Genomic DNA, 17,943 nt, shown 5'->3' with positions numbered 1-17,943 from the left:
CCGAACCCGAGTGAGTGTCATGTCCAACGAGCTCTTCAACGAGATCCTGCCGCCGAAGACCGGCCGGGCGCTCATCGTCCGCAAGGACGAGGTGCTGCGGATCACCGACATCGAGGGCCAGCAGGTGGTCGATGTCGCCATTTTCAACGCCAACAACTACCGCGATCGGCTGTCGCTCTCGTACTCGACGACGCGCTACGCCATGCAATTCAGCGCGCGGCGATCAGGCCGCCCGGAGCCCAGCGTGCTGATGTCGAAGGATTATGTGACCGAGGGCGATGTGCTGATGTCGACGATCTACACGCCGCTGATGACGATCGTCAGGGAGACGCCGGAACCGAAAGGGGTCCACAAGGTCAACCAACGCATGTGCAATCGGCGCTTCTACGAGAGCTTCGGCCTGCACGGCATCGACGGCTGCCACGAAATCATCAGCGGCATCGTGGCTCCCTATGGAATCCGTCCCGAGGACATTCCAGACACCATCGACTTCTTCATGAACTACCATCACGACTGCGCGAGCCATGCCTGGGTCGCCGAAGCGCCGGTCTCGAAGCCCGGCGACTTCGTCGAGCTCCGCGCCGACACCGATTGCCTCGTCGCGATCTCCAATTGCCCGGAGGATCATGTCAGTATGATCAATGGCGGCCGCTGCACGCCGATGCGGCTTCAGATCTTCAGCGCGGCGGCGTAATGGCGACACACACGATCCATGCCTCCGCGGCGACGATCCAGCGCGGACTGATCTCGCCGCAGGCGGCCCCGATCCTGACCATCGCATCGGGCGATACCGTCATCCTCGACACATGGGCGATGTGGGATAATGCCGGCAACGCCAGTCTCGATCTGGCCGGCGCCCTCGCCTTGCGCGATCGATTCCGCACTGAGGGCCGCGGCCCCCACAGCCTCACCGGACCGATCGCAATCGCGCAAGCCCGGCCGGGCGACATCCTCAAGGTCGAGATCGAGCGTCTCGAGGTCGCCGACCACGGCATCAACGTCATATTTCCCGGCAAACAGAGCCGTGGCCTGCTGGCCGATATTTTCGAAGACGCGGAGCTCCGCCATTTCGTGCTCGATGGCCGCACCATGACCACGACATTGGGCGATCATATCACGATCCCGCTACGGCCGTTTCTCGGCATCATGGGCGTCTCGCCACCCACCGGCGAGCCGCCAAGAAGCTCGGCCATTCCCGGCGATTTCGGCGGCAACATCGATTGTGCCGATCTGGTGGCGGGATCGATCCTCTATCTGCCTGTCTTCGCCGAAGGCGCCGGCTTCTTCGTCGGTGACGCACATGCCGCGCAGGGGTCCGGCGAGGTCGTGCAGACCGCGCTCGAAACCACGATGAAGGTCGCGCAACTCCGCCTGACGGTTCTGACGGGACGTTCGATCAAGCGGCCACAAGCGGAAACCCCCGATCACTTCATCACGATGGGGCTCGACCAGGACCTGCGCGAGGCGGCGCGGCAGGCGGTTCTCGACATGATCGACCTCTTGGTCGATGCCCAAGGCATCGGCCGGCGGGATGCCTACGCACTGTGCTCGCTACAGGCCGACCTGCTCGTCACCCAGCTCGTGAACGGCGTCAACGGCATCCATGCCCGGATGCCGAAGGCGATCTTCAGGAAGGGCCGACGGCCGTGACTGCTTTGCTGAGCGTGCGGGACGTCGAGATCGATTTCGGCGGAATCCGGGCCCTTCAGGGCATCTCCTTCGATGTCCAGCGGGGCGAGATCTGCGGCCTGATCGGCCCGAACGGCGCCGGCAAGACGTCGCTGTTCAACGCCATCTCGCGCGTCTATCCGGTTGACCGTGGCTCGATCCACTTCGACGGCCGGGATATCACGGCGCTTCCGGCCAATCGCATCATCGCACTCGGCATCGCACGCACGCTGCAGAATGTCGGCCTGTTCAGCACGCTCTCGGTGAAGGACAATGTGCTGCTCGGGGCCCATCACCGGGTGCGACCCGGCTTCATCAAGGCGATCCTTGGCCGCGGCCTTGCCGGTACCGTCGCCGATCCCGAGGCCGAGGCCTGCGCCCTGCTCCATGATCTCGGCCTCGACGAGGTCAGGGATCATCTTGCCGGCGGCCTTCCGTTCGGCACATTGAAACGGATCGAGCTGGCCCGCGCGCTGATCTCGCATCCGAGATTCCTCATGCTCGATGAGCCCGCCAACGGTCTTTCGCACGGCGAGGTCGACGAGCTCGCCGACGTCATCCTGCAGGTACGCAAGCGATATGACCTCACCGTGCTGATCGTCGAGCATCACATGCGGATGCTGATGCGTATCTCGAACCATGTCGTTGTGCTCGAGAACGGCCTCAAGATCGCGGACGGCGCACCTGCGGAAGTCAAGGCTGATGCGAAGGTGGCCGCGGCCTATCTGGGGAGCGCGGCATGAGTCTTCTGAGCATCAATGGACTACAGGCGGGGTATGGACCGCGCCGTGTCCTGCAGGGGATCGACCTAACGATCGGCGACGGGCAGATCCTGGTCGTGCTCGGCGCGAACGGTGCCGGGAAGACCACGCTGCTCCGCGCCATTTCGGGCACGATACCCTGTTCTGGGACCATCACCTTCGACGGAAAGCGCATCGACCGGCTCTCGGCACGAAAGGTCGTGGCCGCCGGGATCGCGCACGTGCCGCAGGGCCGCGGCACGTTCGCAGATCTGACCGTCGACGAGAATATCCGGCTTGGCGCCTATCTGCGCAATGCGGCGGATGCGAAGCGTGATCGCGAGCGGTGGCTGACCTTCTTTCCACGGCTGCGGGAACGCCTGGCGCAGCAGGCAGGCAGCCTCTCGGGCGGGGAGCAGCAGATGCTCGCGATCACCCGCGCGCTGATGTTGCAGCCGCGGCTGCTGTTGCTCGACGAGCCTTCGCTGGGTCTCGCCCCGATCATCACCCGCGGCCTGGTCGACGTGCTCGCCGCGATCCGCAAGGAGACGGCAATGACCATGCTCATCGTCGAACAGAATGCGAATCTCGCTTTGGCCATCGCTGACGACGGCATGGTGCTGGAAAGCGGCAATGTCGTTCTGCGCGATACGGCCGCCAATCTTGTCGGCAACGACGAAGTCCGCCGGATTTACTTGGGATACGAGTGATGCTGTTCGCAAATCAGGTCATCGATGGGCTGGCCGACGGAGCCATCTATGCGTCGCTCGCTCTGGCGCTGGCCTTCAGCTACCGATCCACGGGGATCGTCAACTTCGCCCAGGGCGAGATGGCGATGCTGTCGGCCTACGCCGTCTGGCAGTTGATGACCTGGGGGCTGCCATTGGTGCCGGCCACCCTCATCAGCATCGCCATATCATTCGCGGCTGGCGCAGCGCTCTACGCCGGACTGGTCAAGCCGCTGTCGCGCGCCAATCTGCTGACCGTCGTCAGCGTCCTGATCGGGCTGTACCTGGCGCTCAACAGCCTCGCCGGCTTTCTGTGGACCTACAGCATCAAGGCGCTGCCGAGCCTGTTTCCCAAAGCTCATTTGCAGATCGGCCCGCTGAGCGTCTCGATCGAGACCGTGGGCATCATCGCCGTCGTCGCCTGCGTGCTGCTGTTGCTCTATCTCCTGTTCGAGAGGACCAAGCTCGGGCTCGCGATGCGCGGCGCCGCTTCAACGCCGGATTCCGCCGAGCTGGTCGGCGTGCCGGTACCCGCGATGCTGCTGATCGGTTGGGGGATAGCCGCCGCTCTTGGCGCGCTGTCGGGCATCCTGGTCGCGCCGCGCGTCTTCCTCAACCCGACCATGATGTTCGGCGTCATCATCTATGCATTCGCCGCCGCGACATTGGGCGGCTTCGACAGCCTGATCGGCGCCGTGGTCGGCGGGCTGCTGGTCGGCGTCGTCGAGAATCTGGTCGGGACCTACATCCCCTGGATCGGGCCGGACCTCAAGATCGTGGTGGCGCTGATCCTGATCTTCGGAACGCTGCTGATCAAACCGGACGGCCTGTTCGGCCGCAGGAAGGTGGCCAGGCTATGAACGTCGTCGTCAAGCCGAGGCCTCCACTCGCAGCCCGCATCATCTTCGCCGCGGTGCTGGCAGTCCTGTTCCTCTACGTCATCCCGTTCGCGATTCCGAACTATCTCGTCAGCCAGTTGGCGACCGTGCTGGTTTTTGCCATCGCGATCATCGGCATCAACCTCGTGACGGGATATGGCGGCGCGATCACGCTGGGGCACGCGGCGTTCGTTGCGCTCGGGTCGTATACGACGGCGATTTTGGTCGTCAGCTATGGCTGGAATCCGTATGCGACGATTCCGGTCGCCGCCGGCCTCAGCTGGCTCGCCGGGTGGTGTCTCGGCTTTCCCGCACTCCGGCTTCAGGGGCTCTATCTCGCAATGGGCACGCTGGTGTTGTCGATCACGGTGCCTGCCCTGCTCAAAAGGTTCGATGGATTTACCGGCGGCGTGCAGGGGCTCAACGTCGGCAACCCCGAATCCCCGGTGAAGTGGCTGGACGATTCGCAGTGGATCTACTTCGTCTGTCTCGCAGTCGCGGCAATCCTCTACTTCGTCGCGGCCCGCATCCTGTCCGGCCCCCTGCGCCGGGCCATGGTCGCCGCGCGCGACAACCATCTCGTCGCCGCGGTGCTCGGCGTCGATCGCGCACCGCTCGCGACGGCGACGTTCGCGATGAGCAGCCTCTATGCGGGCGTTGCCGGCTCGCTCTACGCGATGATCGTGGGGTTCGTTTCGCCCGATACGTTCAATGTGATGCTCAGTCTGAGCCTGTTCGTCGGCGCGGTCGTCGGCGGCATCACCTCGATCGGCGGCGCCATTGTCGGCGCGATGTTCATTCAGTTCGTGCCGACCTGGGCCAGCGACATCGACGTCTCGCTCGGCGGCCTGGTGTTCGGCTGCGCCTTGATCGTGACACTGGTCGTCCTGCCGTCCGGGATCGGCGGGCTGGTCGGCCGACTATACGATCGCGCCTGCGTCCGGCTCGGCTGGACCGAGGCCGCTCAGGACGAACGCGACGAACGGCAGACGGCGGGGAGCATCCAGAATGAGCCAGCATGACATTGACCGCATCCTGATCGGCCGGGTCGTCACGCTCAATCCGGCGGGCGACATCGCCCAGGCCGTCGCGCTCCGAGGCGACCGGATCGTCGCGGCAGGCCGGCTCGACGAGGTCCTGGCCCTGAAGGGCCCGCGAACCAAGGTCTCCCGGACCGACGGGACGATCATTCCCGGGTTCAACGACACCCACGCGCATATGGATACCGAAGGTCTGCGTGAGCGCTTTCCGTCGCTCGGCAAGGTTCGCTCGATCGCCGACGTCCTGGCGCGGATCGCGGAGCTCGCGCGCACCACCCCGCGGGGCGAATGGATCGTCACCATGCCGGTCGGCGATGCGCCATTCTATTTCGGGGGCCCGCTGCTGCTCGACGAGCGCCGCATGCCGACGCGGCAGGAGCTGGACCGCGCCGCGCCGGATCACCCGGTGTGCATCCTGCCGCCGTCGGGCTACTGGAGCCTCTTGCCCTGCTACACCGCGCTCAGCTCGCTCGGACTGAAGTTGAATGGCCTCGACCGGGCATCCGGATCTCCGGTCGAAGGCATCGAACTGCAACGCGATTCCGAGGGCGAGCTGACCGGAATCATCGTCGAGCATAATTATCCGGATTCGGCGCAGATCGCCCTGCTGCCAGTCGTGCCGCGCTTCTCGCCGCGGGACCGGCGCGAGGCCATCAAGCGTTCGGTCAGAACCTATCATTCGTTCGGTACGACCAGCGTCTATGAGGGACACGGTTGCGCACCAGAGGTCATCGCCGCCTACCGCGATCAGCGCGAGTCCAATGAGCTGTCGATGCGGATGCATCTCGTCGTCAGCCCGTTCTGGAGCACGCTCGACCAGGCCGAGCGCGATTTTCGCGAGCAGCTCGCTTATGCGCGAGGCAGCGGCCTCGGCGACCACACCTTGCGGGTTGGCGGCATCTTCATCGGCTACGGGGGCGAGCCGAGCGCGGCGCTCGCGGCGATGGCGAAGCCGGCGGATCTCGGCTGGTCCTGCTACATCAAGCAAGCCAATACGCCCGAGCAGTTCGAGCGGCTCTGCCTGGCTGCGGCCGAAGCCAATCTGCGCGTGCACACCATCGCGGTCGACAAGCTTCACGAAATCATCCCGATCTACGAGCGGGTCAATGCCAGGCATGCGATCGTCGGCCGGCGCTGGGTGATCGAGCATATGAGTTACGCCCCGACGGCCGAGCTCGCCCGGCTCAAGGGCCTCGGAATCGGCGTCACGCTGATTCCCGATTACCATCTCTGGAAAGTTGGAACGCGGTTCTTTCCGCTCGATGAGCATGACAGGGAGCTGGTTGCCCCTGCCGCGCAGCTCGACGCGCTTGGCGTGCCGGTCAGTTGCGGGACGGACAACAGCCCCTGCAATCCGCTGGCAACGATGCGGGCGATGCGGACACGCCGGGAACGGACCACCGGCGAGCTGATCGGCCCGCGCGCCTGCGCTTCGGCCGATCTCGCGTTGCGCGCGATGACGCGAAATGGCGCGTGGTTCACCTTCGAGGAGACGATCAAGGGGCAGATCGCGCCCGGCTATCTTGCCGACCTCGCGGTGCTCAGCGGCTGCCCGCTGACAACGCCGGGTGAGGAGCTGGAATCACTGTCCTGCCTTGCCACCATCGTCGGCGGACGCATCGTTCACGGCGAACTCTAGGAATCCCGGATATGGCTATCGACCCTGAGCTTGCTCCCTTCATTGCCCGTCTCGACGAAGCCTGGCCCGAGCCGCCATTGTCGCTGCCGATACCAGCATGGCGCGACCGTGTCGAGCAATTGTCCGCTGCGGCGCGAACGCCTTATCCGGCGGGCCTCAACGTCGAAACCCTGATCATCGATGCACCACGGCCGGTGCGGGTTCGGATCTACCGGCCGGCGTCGGCCCACCCGCTTCCTGCTCTCATCTACATGCACGGCGGCGGCTGGGTGATCGGCAGCATCGATAGCCATGACGCGATCACCGCCGCGATCGCGGCCGACACGCCCTGCGTCGTGATCAGCGTCGACTATGCGCGCGCTCCCGAGCACCCATTCCCGGCGGCGATCGAGGACTGCGCGGCCGCGGTTCGATGGACGTTCGAGAATGCGGCCCGGCTCGGCATCGATCCGAGGGCGATTTGCGTCGGCGGCGACTCGGCAGGCGGCAATCTGGCGGCTGCGATGACGCTCGCATTTCGCGAAAGCGACCACGCGCTATGCGGACAGCTCCTGATCTATCCTTGCGTCGACGTCGATTTCAATCGACCGTCGTACCTGAGCGAAACGGAAGCGCCCTACCTCAAGGCGCGCGAGATGATCTGGTTCTGGAATCAATATTGCCCCGACGTGCTGCAGCGGCAGAATCCGCTGGCCGTTCCCATGCTCGCGCGGTCGCAAAGCGACCTTCCGCCAGCGTTCATCGTCGTGGCGGAGCACGATCCGCTGCGCGATGACGGTCATGCCTATGCCGAGCGGCTGAAGGCGGCAGGCGTACAGGTGACCTTCAGGCCCGGACGCGGCCTGATCCATGGATTTGTTCGCGCCCGCGGCCTCTGTGCCGCCGCGCAGGCGGAGCATCTGGCGATGACGGCCTGGCTTCGCGGGTTCGCCAACACCGGCGCCTAGCGCCGTTTCGCACACACGAACTTCAGTCCCGTCCAGGACTATCTCCCGCGCAGCGCCCTCGTCACCAACGGCGGCTGCGCGCGCCATCAGCGCTGTGCCGCATCTGCAAGTGCAGCGCAAGCCGCGTGTTGGCGGATACAGCATATGCGCACCAGCGTCGGGACCGTGTTTCTCGGCGGCGCGGATAGCCGAGAATGGCGGCACAAGCGCGAGGACCACGCGCGACTTCGGGCCCCGTTTCCGAGCCCGATCATCATTGATCACGACTGCACGCGGCGGGCTCAGCCTTTCGGCCCGCCCCCGACCGCTAAACGGGTCTTGACAAACTTAATTCCAAATAGTGAAATTGAATTGCGAACAGAAGAATTATAGGGGCAGGAATGGCGCGGCTTACGGCGTTTCAGCGCAAGGCGGATACCGATGGCCTGGATCAGACGGGCGACGACGCGCGCGTGGTGCAGGGACTGTCGCGCGGGCTCACCGTGCTGCGGGCGTTTCGGCCCGGCGAAACCTCACTCAGCAACAGCGAGCTCGCGGCGCGCACCGGCCTTGCCAAGGCGACGATCTCGCGGCTGACACAGACGCTGACCGCGCTCGGCTACCTCTCCTATTCACCGCGGCTCGGTCGCTATCAGCTCGGCGCCGGCGTGGTCGCGCTGTGTCACTCGCTGCTCGCCGGCATGCCACACCGCATCGCCGCCCGTCCGCTGCTGCAGGACATCGCCGACTTCGCCCGCGTCCCGGCCTCGCTCGGCATGCGCGACCAGTCCGAGATGGTGACGATCGAGACCGCCCGACATCCGCATATGCGCCCGATGCGCTTCGATCTCGGATCAAAGCTGCCGATCGAAACCACCGCGATGGGACGCGCCTATTTGTTCGGCCTTCCGGCGGAGGAGCGCGAGATGCTGCTCAAGCGCCTGCGCCTGCAGCATAGCCGCGAGGAGTGGCGCGACATCCGCGCCCGCCTCGACAAGGCCTTCGAGCAGCTTACCGAGCGCGGCTTCTGCGTGTCGCTGGGCGATCGGCGTCCCGACGTGTTTGCGGTCGGCGCGCCGCTGGTGACGCCTGAAGGCATCGTGCTCGCGATCAACTGCGGCGGCATGCCGTCGGAAGTCAGCGCCGAGCGTCTCGAACATGAAATCGGTCCGCGGATCGCGCAGGCCGCAGCCCAGATTTCAGCGGAGCCGGCATCTCATGCGTGATTTCACCAAACCCGGCCGTTCCGAAGCCGTCAGTGCGCACGGCATGGTGTGCAGCTCGCATCCGGCGGCCTCGCTCGCCGGCCTCGACATGCTGCGCGCCGGCGGCAATGCGATCGACGCGGCAATCGCCGCCATCGCCGTGCAAGGCGTGGTCGAGCCTCACATGACCGGCATCGGCGGCGACTGCTTTGCGCTGTTTGCCCCGAAGGGTGGCGCACCGGTCGCGCTCGATGGCTCAGGCCGCGCGCCCCGCACCGCTGAAGCCGGCTGGTACGCCGAGCGCGGCTTCAACGCCATTCCCGCGGAATCACCGCACGCGGTCACGATCCCCGGCGCGATCGCGGCCTGGTGCACGCTCAACCGCGACCATGGCCAAAAGCCGCTTGCCGAGGTGCTGGCACCGGCCATCCGGCTCGCCGAAGACGGCATGTGCGTCACGCCGCGCGTCGCGTGGGACTGGGGACGGCAGGTCGAGAAGCTGTCGCGCGATGCCGCGACGCGCGCCAAGTTCCTGCCCGACGGCCGCGCGCCGCGCACCGGCGACACCTTCCGCAACCCGGCGCTCGCCGCCACCTTGCGCAGGATCGCGCATGAGGGCGCCAAAGCGTTCTATCAAGACGGCGTCGCAGCCGCACTGACCCGCAAGCTCAAGGCGCTCGGCGGCCTGCACGAAGCCGACGATTTTGCGCAGGAGCACAGCGACTATGTCACGCCGATCAGCGCGCCCTATCGCGGCTACACCGTCTATGAATGCCCGCCGGCCGGCCAGGGCCTCGCCGCGCTGATGATCCTGCGCACCATCGAAGGGCTCGCGCTCGGCGATGCCAAGCATACCGACGCCGACCGCATCCATTTGCTCGCGGAAGCCACCAAGGCGGCCTATCGCGCCCGCGACGCCTATTTCTGCGACCCCGCGCACGGGCCGACCGCGACCAGCGAATTCCTGTCGGACGCATGGGCCGCTCGGACCCGCGCACGCATCGCGCCGGACCGCGCCAGCGCGCCGGCCTATTGGGACGACGCCGAGCACAAGGACACTGTGCTGGTCACGGTGGTCGACCGCGATCTCAACGCGATCTCGCTGATCAACTCGCTGTTCGCGCCGTTCGGCAGCGGCATCTACGAGCCCGACACCGGCGTGCTCCTGCACAACCGCGGCATGGGCTTCAGCACCGACCCGGACCATCCGAGCGCGATCGCAGCCGGCAAGCGGCCGATGCACACCATCATCCCCGCCCTGCTCTATCAGGGCGACAAGCCGGTGATGCCGTTCGGCGTGATGGGCGGACACTATCAGGCGACCGGGCATGCGCATTTCATCTCGCAGATCCTGGATCGCGGCCTCGGCCTGCAAGAGGCCAGCGACCTGCCGCGCTCGTTCGCCTTCGACGGCAAGCTGTCGCTCGAGACCACCATCGCGCCACAGGTCAAAGCCGATCTGGAGGCCCGCGGACACATGGTCGCGTGGTCGGACTTTCCGATCGGCGGCGCGCAGGCGATCTGGATCGATCGCGATCGCGGCGTGCTGATCGGCGCGTCCGATCATCGCAAGGACGGCATGGCCTTGGGCCAGTAGCGCAGAGGCGGAAGACCGTACACCGGCTCTCCGCGAACCCTGATGTGCGGGCGGAAACAGTTGCGTCGATGGAGTATCGAATGGCTTTGCGACCCCAGGGGACTGTACAGCACGCGTTCGCGAAGCCGTCATCCACCGCCGAACCGGCACAGCCGGCGATCCGCCTGGCCGGCGTCAATAAGGCCTATGGCGTCGGCGACGCCAGCCTGCTGGCTCTGCATGAAGTCGACCTCGAAATCCGCGGCGGTGAATTCGTGGCGGTCGTCGGTCCGTCCGGCTGCGGCAAGTCGACCATGCTGCGGGTGGTGGCGGGGTTGATTCCACCCGGCAGCGGCGAGGTGTGGATCGGCGACAGCCGGGTGCACGGCACGCGGCGCGACATCGGCATCGTGTTTCAATCGCCGGTGCTGTTTCCCTGGCGCACCGTGCTGGAAAACGTGCTGTTGCCGATCGACGTGCAAAAGCTCGGCCGCGACAGCAATCTCGCGAAGGCACGCGAGCTTCTTGCGCTGGTGGGCCTGCGCGATTTCGAGTCGCGCTATCCGGCGGAGCTGTCCGGCGGCATGCAACAGCGGGTCGGCATCGCGCGGGCGCTGGTGCACGATCCGGAGATCCTGCTGATGGACGAGCCGTTCGGCGCGCTCGACGCGATGACCCGCGAGCACATGAATGTCGAGCTGCAGCGGCTTTGGCAATCCCGCACCAAGACCGTTCTGTTCATCACCCATTCGATCTCGGAAGCCGTCTTCCTCGCCGATCGCGTCGTGGTGATGACGCCGCGGCCGGGACGCATCGCCGAGGTGATCGAGATCGCGCTGCCGCGGCCGCGCAGCCTCGACATGATGAGCACCGCGCCGTTCGGCGATTATGTCCGGCGCATCCGCGACCATTTCGGCGCATTGGGAGTGACCGACTGATGCAAAGCTCCGTCGATACCACGCAAAACCGCCTGCTCAGCGTTGCCCTGCTCGTCGCGGCGCTGGCGACCTGGGAGCTCGCCGTGCGCCTGCTCGGCATTCCCTCCTTCGTGCTGCCGCCGCCATCGGCGGTGGCCGCCGGACTATGGCGAGGATTTTCCAGCGGGCTGTACCTGCAGCACATCGCCGTGACCATGTTCGAGGTGCTGCTCGGCTTTGCACTCGGCTGCAGCCTCGGCTTCGTGCTCGGCGTCGCGGTCGCGCTCAACCGCCACGTCGCCTACTTCCTCTACCCCTATATCGTGATGTTCCTGTCGATGCCGAAGGTGGCGCTGGCGCCGCTGATCGTGTTGTGGTTCGGCCTCGGCATGACCTCGAAGATCGTGACCGCGGCGCTGGTCTCGTTCTTTCCGTTGATGGTCAATACCATCGCCGGGCTGAATGCGGCGGATGGCGACCGGGTCGACCTGATCCGCTCGCTCGGCGGCTCCGAGCGGCAGATCTTCACCATGCTGAGGCTGCCGACCGCGCTGCCGATGGTGATCGCAGGGCTCGAGATCGCCATCACGCTGTCGCTGATCGGCACCGTGGTGGCCGAATTCCTCGGCGCCGAACAGGGCCTCGGCATGCTGATGCAGAGCATGAACTTCTCCATGGATATCGCCGGTTCGTTCTCGGTGCTGATCGTGCTCGCCATCGTCGGGCTGGTGCTCAACCAGGCACTGCTCGCAATCCGGCATCGTGTGCTGTTCTGGGAGCGGCTCGGGCGCGGCGCGTCGAGCGCGCCGAAGGCAACGGCCTCGCCGGCGGCGGGCGTTCCGGCCGAGGCGAAGCAGCTCACGTCCTGACCACGCCGGGCGACCGGCTGCGACCATGCAGGCCTTTCAACGGGAGGATGCCGTGAACCAACCTTGCAGACGCAATCGCCTGATCGGTGCGGTCATGATCGCCGCAGCCCTTGCCGGCTCCGTCACTGCCGCCTCTGCGCAGACCAAGGTCCGCGTCGGCTGGTGCACCAGCGTGCTCACACTCGGCGTCGTGCCGTTCGCGGTGGCCATCAAGATGGGCTGGTACAAGGAGCTCGGCATCGATCTCGAGCTGGTGAACCTGCCGGGATCCTCCGACTGCGTGCGCAATGTCGCGACCGGCGAGGTGCTGGTCGCCGTGCCGACGGTCGAGCCGGTCGCGATCCTGCGGCTGACCGGCGTCAAGACCGAGGTGTTCTACACCGCGTTCCGCCGCAACATCTTTGGCCTCGCCGTGCCGGCCAGCAGCCCGATCACCGGCTACAAGGATCTCAAGGACAAGAAGATCGGCGTGACCTCGATGGCATCGGCCGGCGTGGTCGTCGCCCGCTCGGTCGCGACCTCGGTTGGGCTCGATCCCGACCGTGACGTCAAGATCGTCGTCTCCGGTCAGCCGGCGCAGAGCGCCGTGCTGTTGAGACGCCGCGACATCGACGCCGTATCGCAATGGGACGTGCAGTACACGTTGATGGAGCTCGCCGGCGTGCCGATGCGTCCGCTGGCGGATCGCGAACTGGAATCGTTCCCCTCCAACAGTTTCGTCGCACGGCCCGATACGATCAAAACCAAGGGCGATCTGCTGGCACGGCTGGTCCGCGGCTACGCCATGGGAACGCTCTATGCCGTGCGCAACCCACGCGCCGCCGCCGAAATGTACCACGCGGTCTATCCGCAGGTGGTGCCGACCGGCCTGGACGCGGTTCAGGCACTCGACCAGACCACGGCGCTGCTCAAGACGGTGACGCCGAAGATGGCGCTGGAAGCCGGCGCCGACAAATGGGGCGCGAGCAGTTTCGAGGCCTACCAGGCCTATCTCGACTGGCTGGTGAAGGCCGGTGTCCTCAAGGAGCACGTCGATGCGCACGAGGTCGTCACCAATACGCTGATCGATCAGGTCAATGACGGTCTCGACCTCAAAGCGGTCGAAGCCGCGCTGTCCCGTTAGAGCATGATCCGGAAAAGTGTGAAGCGGTTTTCCGAAAAGATCATGCTCAAACAAGAAGCTAAAGCGCGATGACGATTCGACCTGATCTCATCGCGCTTTAGAGCTCTCGCGATCCGAAGCCGATCCCAACGTCAGGAAACTCGCCATGTCCGACATGATTGCTCTCGATACGCCGCCGAACGACCTGGAAGCCTACTGGATGCCGATGACGCAGAACCGGCGCTTCAAGAAGGCACCGATGTTCTTCTCCGCCGCGCGCGGCATGTACTACGAGACGCCGGACGGAAGACGCGTGCTGGACGCGATCGCGGGCCTGTGGTGCGTCAACGCCGGCCATTGCCATCCGAAGGTGGTCGAAGCGATCCGCGACCAGGCCGGAAAGCTCGACTATGCCTCGAGCTTCGGCCTCGGCCATCCGCTTGCCTTCCACTACACCAACCGCCTGATGACGATCGCGCCGGACGGATTCAACCACGTCTTCCTCGCCGGTTCGGGGTCGGAGGCGGTTGACACCGCGCTTAAGATCGCCCTCGCCTGCCAGCGCGCGCGCGGGCAAGGCCATCGCCAGCGCCTGATCGGCCGGCAGCGCAGCTATCACGGCATGGGCTTTGGCGGCTTGTCGGTCTCCGGCATCGGCTGGCATCGCGCGCAATTCGGCGTGCTGATGCCCGGCGTCTCGCATCTGCCGCACACCCACGATCTCAGTCGCAACGCCTTCAGCCGCGGCCAGCCCGATCATGGCGCCGAGTTCGCCGATGCGCTGGACGGGATCCTCGCAGCCTGCGATCCCTCGACGGTCGCGGCCGTCATCGTCGAGCCGGTCGCCGGCGCCGGCGGCGTGCTGCCGCCGCCGCGCGGCTATCTCGAGCGGCTGCGTGCGACCTGCGACAAGCATGGCATCCTCCTGATCTTCGACGAGGTGGTCACCGGCTTCGGCCGGCTCGGCGCGCCCTTCGCCGCGCAGGCACTCGGCGTCACACCCGATCTCATCACCTGCGCCAAGGGCATGACCAACGGCGCGGTGCCGATGGGCGGCGTGCTGGTGCGCGACACCGTCTACGATTCACTCGCGCAAGGTCCCGAAGCCGCCGTCGAATTGGCTCATGGCTATACTTATTCCGGCCATCCGCTGGCCTGCGCTGCGGCGCTGGCGACGCTCGATTGCTATCTGGAAGAAGGCCTGTGCGAGCGCGCGAAGCAGCTCGCACCGGTGTGGGAGGATGCGCTGCACAGCCTGCGCGGCAAGCCGCATGTCAGGGATATCCGCAACTTCGGTCTGCTTGGCGCGGTCGAGATCGAATCCGCTCCGGACAGTCTCGGGTTGCGCGCGCGCAAATGCGCCGACGTCTGCTTCGACCGCGGCGTATTCGTCCGCGCGCTCGGCGAGACGCTGGTGCTATCGCCTCCCCTGATCATCGATGAGAATCAGATCGGCGAGATCCGCGACGCGATCGCGGCGGGACTTGTGGAAGCGGCGAAGCTTTGACACTGCCCCATTCCTGCGCGCGATACCGCTGCAAGGGTAACCGGCTGTCTCAGGAGGCGCTCGTCATGGCCGCGCCTCCAGAATGAAGCGGGCTGCCCGCTCCCCGATCATCATGGTCGGTGCGTTGGTATTTCCGGAGACGAGCCGCGGCATGATTGAGGCGTCGGCGATCCGAAGACCTTCGACCCCACGCACCAGAAGCTGTTCGGAGACAACCGCCATCGGGTCGCCGGAGGCGCCCATCTTCGCCGTTCCAGAGGGATGGAACACGGTCTTCGAGATCGCGCGGACATAGTCGGCGAGCGCATCGACGTCGTTCTCCACGCCGAGCTTCGGCAGAGCGCGCCGCTTGATCAAACGCGCCAGCGAAGGCGCCTCCGAAATACGAATGGCAAGCTGGACGCCTCGCACGAGGGTGTCGACATCCGCCCGCTCTGCCAGCGAATTGGCAACGAACAGCGCCGGGTCGGCCGGATTCGGCGATCTCAGGCGAACGGTTCCGCGCGACTGGGGACGCAGCACGCAGGGGCCGATCGAGATGCCGTGCCCGGGCTCGGACGGCCGGTCTGCAAAGCCGTTGAACGTCGGCAAGACGTGAAACTGGATATCCGGCTCGCCGGTCCCGGCGGTATCGGCAAAGCCTCCGGACTCCACGACCGTTGATGTCAGCAGCCCGGTCTTGGTCAGAAGATATTGCATCATGTGCGATGCGGCCCGAACGCCCTTGTCTTCGCCGAAGATCGAGATCGGATCCTTCGTCTCGCACTGAACAGTCGCCTCCAGATGATCCTGGTAATTCTCGCCGACGCCGGGCAGATCGGAGACGATCTCGATTCCATGCTCGCGCAGATGCGCCGCAGGTCCGATCCCGGACAATTGCAGAATCTTCGGCGTCGCCAAGGCGCCGGTAGTCAGGATCACCTCGTGCCGCGCCTTCACGGTCGAACCGTCCTCGAGCAGCACACCGCTCGCCCGCTTCCCTTCAAACACCACTCTGTGGACACGCGTCGCGGTCCTGATGGTCAGGTTGGCGCGGCGCTCTGCCTCGCGCAGGAAGGCTTCCGCGGCGCTGCGGCGGCGTCCGCGGCTCGTGGTCGTCTGGTAGAAGCCGACACCCTCCTGGCGTGCGCCGTTGAAGTCCTCGTTGTAGGGGATGCCCGCCTCCTGCGCGGCGCGGATAAACGCCCAGGACAACGGATGGCCGTAGGCACGATCGGAGACATTGAGCTTGCCGCTCGTGCCATGATATTCGCCGGACAGCCGCTGGTTGGCTTCAAGATCGCGGAAAACCGGAAGCACCTCATCGTAGCTCCAGCCGCGGCATCCCATTTGCGACCATGTATCGTAATCCCGCCGCGATCCCCGGATGTAGACCATCGCGTTGACCGAACTGCCGCCGCCGATGACGTGCCCCTGCGGCACGATCGACGGGCGCCCGTTCAGGCCCTTCTCGGGCTCGGACGCATAGACCCAGGCGTCCCGTCCCTTCTCGAGCACCTTGAAGAAGGTCGCGGGGATGTGGATGAACCGGTCGGTATCGCGCTGTCCGCTCTCGACCAGCAAGACACGATTGCGCGGATCCTCGGACAAACGGGACGCCAGCACGCAGCCGGCGGAGCCGCCGCCGGCGACGATATAGTCATACTCCTGCATATCACTCCCTATGACGCGACCGACTGCGACCTGTTACCCGATTAGACAAACACGGTCTGGACCGTGGTGAACTCCTTCAGGCCATCGACCCCGAATTCCACGCCGAAGCCTGACTGCTTCACGCCGCCGAAGGGCGCGTTCGGCTGAATGGCGCCGTGCTTGTTGATCCAGACCGACCCGGATTCGATGCGTTGCGCGACCGCCTTTGCACGCGCGAGGTCGGTCCCCCAGACCGAGCCGCCGAGCCCCATCGCGCTCGCATTGGCCTTGGCAATCGCATCCTCGACGTCGGAATAACGGATGATCGGCAGAGCCGGCCCGAACTGCTCCTCGTCCACCAGCCTGCAGCCGTGATCGACGTCGGCAACCAGCGTCACAGGGTAGAAGTAACCAGGGCCGTCGGAGGGATCGCCGCCGACCAGCACACGACCGCCCTTCTTCCGCGCCTCGTCGACGAAGGCCGAGACGATCTCGAACTGCCGGCGGTTCTGCACCGGGCCAAGTGTCGAGGTCTCGGAGAGACCGTCGCCGACCACGATCTGCTTCGCATAGGCCGCGAGCTCGCGGCACAGCTCGTCATAGAGGCTGTCATGGACATAGAGCCGCTTCAGCGCCGCGCAGGTTTGCCCGCCGTTGATAAACGCGCCCCAGAACAGACCCTCGACGATCTTCTTCGGGTCGGCATCGGGCAGCACGATCCCGGCATCGTTGCCGCCGAGCTCGAGCGTCAGGCGCTTCAGGCTGCCCGCCGCATTCTGCATGATCTTGCGGCCGGTCGCGGTCGATCCGGTGAAGGTCACCTTGCCGATCCCGGGATGCGCCGACATCAGACTACCGATCTCGTTGTCGCCGGTGACCACATTCACCACGCCCGGCGGCAGTTTCTCATTGATCAGCTCGACCAGACGGATCGTGCTCAGCGGCGTCAATGGCGACGGCTTGATGAGCACGGTGTTGCCGGCGCGGATCGCCGGGATGATATGCCAGCACGCGATCATGACCGGCCAATTCCACGGCGTGATCGAACCGACGACCCCGATCGGCTTGCGATGCAATTCAACGCGTCCTTCGGCACCGTCCTGCAGGACTTCCACCGGCAGCGACAGACCGCTGGTATGGCGTGTCCAGGCCACGGCGCCGCCGATCTCGAAGCGCGACCCGAGCCCGTTCAGCGGCTTGCCCTGCTCGAGCGTCAGGAGCCGCGCGAGCTCCTCGGCATGCTGCTCGATCGTGTCGGCGATCGCGCGACAGGCGTCGGCACGCTCGGCATCGGGCCGGTCCTTCCAGATTTCAAACGCCTTGGAGGCGGCCGCGACCGCGGCGTCGAGATCGGACGCAGCCGCGAGCGGCATTCCGCCGACGACGGCGCCGGTCGACGGGTTGAGGACGTCCTGGAATCGATCCGTCTCGATCCGGCGCCCGTCGATAAGCAAGCTCCAGCGCTGCATGCAATCTTCTCCTCGCGACAACGACTGGCTTCAGCAAAAGCCATCGC

16 protein-coding genes are annotated in these 17,943 nt (G+C 65.7%); 14 read left to right on the top strand and 2 right to left on the bottom strand.

The features are described from left to right. The first annotated feature begins 19 nt into the window (after window positions 1-19). The 14 genes from ACVIGA_RS37355 to ACVIGA_RS37290 all read left to right on the top strand — a co-directional run bounded on the left by ACVIGA_RS37355 (window position 20) and on the right by ACVIGA_RS37290 (window position 14,795). Window positions 20-694, top strand: a complete 675-nt coding sequence (locus ACVIGA_RS37355; protein WP_456669960.1) for a DUF1989 domain-containing protein — start codon at window positions 20-22, stop codon at window positions 692-694. Next, window positions 694-1,650, top strand: coding sequence for an acetamidase/formamidase family protein (locus ACVIGA_RS37350; RefSeq protein WP_456669959.1), 957 nt, complete (start codon window positions 694-696; stop codon window positions 1,648-1,650). The genes ACVIGA_RS37355 and ACVIGA_RS37350 overlap by 1 nt, the downstream gene beginning before the upstream one ends. Then, window positions 1,647-2,411, top strand: a complete 765-nt coding sequence (locus ACVIGA_RS37345) for an ABC transporter ATP-binding protein (RefSeq protein WP_456669958.1) — start codon at window positions 1,647-1,649, stop codon at window positions 2,409-2,411. Before ACVIGA_RS37350 ends, ACVIGA_RS37345 begins: the two co-directional genes overlap by 4 nt. Next, on the top strand, window positions 2,408-3,118 hold the full coding sequence (locus ACVIGA_RS37340; RefSeq protein WP_456669957.1) for an ABC transporter ATP-binding protein: 711 nt from the start codon (window positions 2,408-2,410) through the stop codon (window positions 3,116-3,118). Before ACVIGA_RS37345 ends, ACVIGA_RS37340 begins: the two co-directional genes overlap by 4 nt. Beyond that, window positions 3,118-3,996: a branched-chain amino acid ABC transporter permease gene (locus ACVIGA_RS37335; protein ID WP_223973698.1), complete on the top strand. Its 879-nt coding sequence runs from the start codon at window positions 3,118-3,120 to the stop codon at window positions 3,994-3,996. Before ACVIGA_RS37340 ends, ACVIGA_RS37335 begins: the two co-directional genes overlap by 1 nt. Further along, window positions 3,993-5,036 (top strand): branched-chain amino acid ABC transporter permease, encoded by a 1,044-nt coding sequence (locus ACVIGA_RS37330; RefSeq protein WP_456669956.1) that lies wholly within the window; start codon window positions 3,993-3,995, stop codon window positions 5,034-5,036. The genes ACVIGA_RS37335 and ACVIGA_RS37330 overlap by 4 nt, the downstream gene beginning before the upstream one ends. Then, window positions 5,023-6,693, top strand: a complete 1,671-nt coding sequence (locus ACVIGA_RS37325; protein WP_456669955.1) for an amidohydrolase — start codon at window positions 5,023-5,025, stop codon at window positions 6,691-6,693. The genes ACVIGA_RS37330 and ACVIGA_RS37325 overlap by 14 nt, the downstream gene beginning before the upstream one ends. A gap of 11 nt (window positions 6,694-6,704) precedes the next feature. After that, window positions 6,705-7,640 (top strand): alpha/beta hydrolase, encoded by a 936-nt coding sequence (locus ACVIGA_RS37320; protein ID WP_456669954.1) that lies wholly within the window; start codon window positions 6,705-6,707, stop codon window positions 7,638-7,640. 380 nt (window positions 7,641-8,020) lie between these two features. Next, on the top strand, window positions 8,021-8,845 hold the full coding sequence (locus ACVIGA_RS37315) for an IclR family transcriptional regulator (RefSeq protein WP_456669953.1): 825 nt from the start codon (window positions 8,021-8,023) through the stop codon (window positions 8,843-8,845). Then, window positions 8,838-10,421 carry a gamma-glutamyltransferase family protein gene (locus ACVIGA_RS37310; RefSeq protein ID WP_456669952.1) on the top strand — a complete coding sequence of 528 codons (1,584 nt, stop codon included), beginning with the start codon at window positions 8,838-8,840 and terminating at the stop codon, window positions 10,419-10,421. The genes ACVIGA_RS37315 and ACVIGA_RS37310 overlap by 8 nt, the downstream gene beginning before the upstream one ends. An 80-nt stretch (window positions 10,422-10,501) precedes the next feature. Beyond that, a complete protein-coding gene (locus ACVIGA_RS37305; protein ID WP_456669951.1) occupies window positions 10,502-11,338 on the top strand; it encodes an ABC transporter ATP-binding protein in 837 nt (278 codons plus the stop codon). Then, window positions 11,338-12,186 (top strand): ABC transporter permease, encoded by an 849-nt coding sequence (locus tag ACVIGA_RS37300; protein ID WP_456669950.1) that lies wholly within the window; start codon window positions 11,338-11,340, stop codon window positions 12,184-12,186. Before ACVIGA_RS37305 ends, ACVIGA_RS37300 begins: the two co-directional genes overlap by 1 nt. Window positions 12,187-12,238: 52 nt before the next feature. After that, a complete protein-coding gene (locus tag ACVIGA_RS37295) occupies window positions 12,239-13,309 on the top strand; it encodes an ABC transporter substrate-binding protein (protein WP_456669949.1) in 1,071 nt (356 codons plus the stop codon). Between the two features lie 145 nt (window positions 13,310-13,454). Next, window positions 13,455-14,795 carry an aminotransferase class III-fold pyridoxal phosphate-dependent enzyme gene (locus tag ACVIGA_RS37290; RefSeq protein ID WP_456669948.1) on the top strand — a complete coding sequence of 447 codons (1,341 nt, stop codon included), beginning with the start codon at window positions 13,455-13,457 and terminating at the stop codon, window positions 14,793-14,795. Window positions 14,796-14,858: 63 nt separating this feature from the next. On the opposite strand, the gene ACVIGA_RS37285 is transcribed toward ACVIGA_RS37290, so the two are convergent. Continuing rightward, window positions 14,859-16,448, bottom strand: a complete 1,590-nt coding sequence (locus tag ACVIGA_RS37285; protein WP_456669947.1) for a GMC family oxidoreductase — start codon at window positions 16,446-16,448, stop codon at window positions 14,859-14,861. A 41-nt stretch (window positions 16,449-16,489) separates the two neighbouring features. Beyond that, window positions 16,490-17,896, bottom strand: a complete 1,407-nt coding sequence (locus ACVIGA_RS37280) for an aldehyde dehydrogenase family protein (protein WP_456669946.1) — start codon at window positions 17,894-17,896, stop codon at window positions 16,490-16,492. Window positions 17,897-17,943 lie beyond the last annotated feature (47 nt).

The organism is Bradyrhizobium sp. USDA 3240, from assembly GCF_054063295.1.
The sequence above is the reverse complement of the archived record's forward strand: the minus strand, read 5'-3'. Positions and strand labels throughout refer to the sequence as shown.

Bases quoted from the DNA above. Each gene is read 5' to 3' on its own strand.
- ACVIGA_RS37350 (WP_456669959.1), top strand. From the start codon at position 694: ATGGCGACACACACGATCCATGCCTCCGCGGCGACGATCCAGCGCGGA.
- ACVIGA_RS37335 (WP_223973698.1), top strand. From the start codon at position 3,118: ATGCTGTTCGCAAATCAGGTCATCGATGGGCTGGCCGACGGAGCCATC.
- ACVIGA_RS37325 (WP_456669955.1), top strand. From the start codon at position 5,023: ATGAGCCAGCATGACATTGACCGCATCCTGATCGGCCGGGTCGTCACG.
- ACVIGA_RS37310 (WP_456669952.1), top strand. From the start codon at position 8,838: ATGCGTGATTTCACCAAACCCGGCCGTTCCGAAGCCGTCAGTGCGCAC.
- ACVIGA_RS37340 (WP_456669957.1), top strand. From the start codon at position 2,408: ATGAGTCTTCTGAGCATCAATGGACTACAGGCGGGGTATGGACCGCGC.
- ACVIGA_RS37300 (WP_456669950.1), top strand. From the start codon at position 11,338: ATGCAAAGCTCCGTCGATACCACGCAAAACCGCCTGCTCAGCGTTGCC.
- ACVIGA_RS37290 (WP_456669948.1), top strand. From the start codon at position 13,455: ATGTCCGACATGATTGCTCTCGATACGCCGCCGAACGACCTGGAAGCC.
- ACVIGA_RS37285 (WP_456669947.1), bottom strand. From the start codon at position 16,448: ATGCAGGAGTATGACTATATCGTCGCCGGCGGCGGCTCCGCCGGCTGC.
- ACVIGA_RS37305 (WP_456669951.1), top strand. From the start codon at position 10,502: ATGGCTTTGCGACCCCAGGGGACTGTACAGCACGCGTTCGCGAAGCCG.
- ACVIGA_RS37330 (WP_456669956.1), top strand. From the start codon at position 3,993: ATGAACGTCGTCGTCAAGCCGAGGCCTCCACTCGCAGCCCGCATCATC.
- ACVIGA_RS37355 (WP_456669960.1), top strand. From the start codon at position 20: ATGTCCAACGAGCTCTTCAACGAGATCCTGCCGCCGAAGACCGGCCGG.
- ACVIGA_RS37280 (WP_456669946.1), bottom strand. From the start codon at position 17,896: ATGCAGCGCTGGAGCTTGCTTATCGACGGGCGCCGGATCGAGACGGAT.
- ACVIGA_RS37320 (WP_456669954.1), top strand. From the start codon at position 6,705: ATGGCTATCGACCCTGAGCTTGCTCCCTTCATTGCCCGTCTCGACGAA.
- ACVIGA_RS37315 (WP_456669953.1), top strand. From the start codon at position 8,021: ATGGCGCGGCTTACGGCGTTTCAGCGCAAGGCGGATACCGATGGCCTG.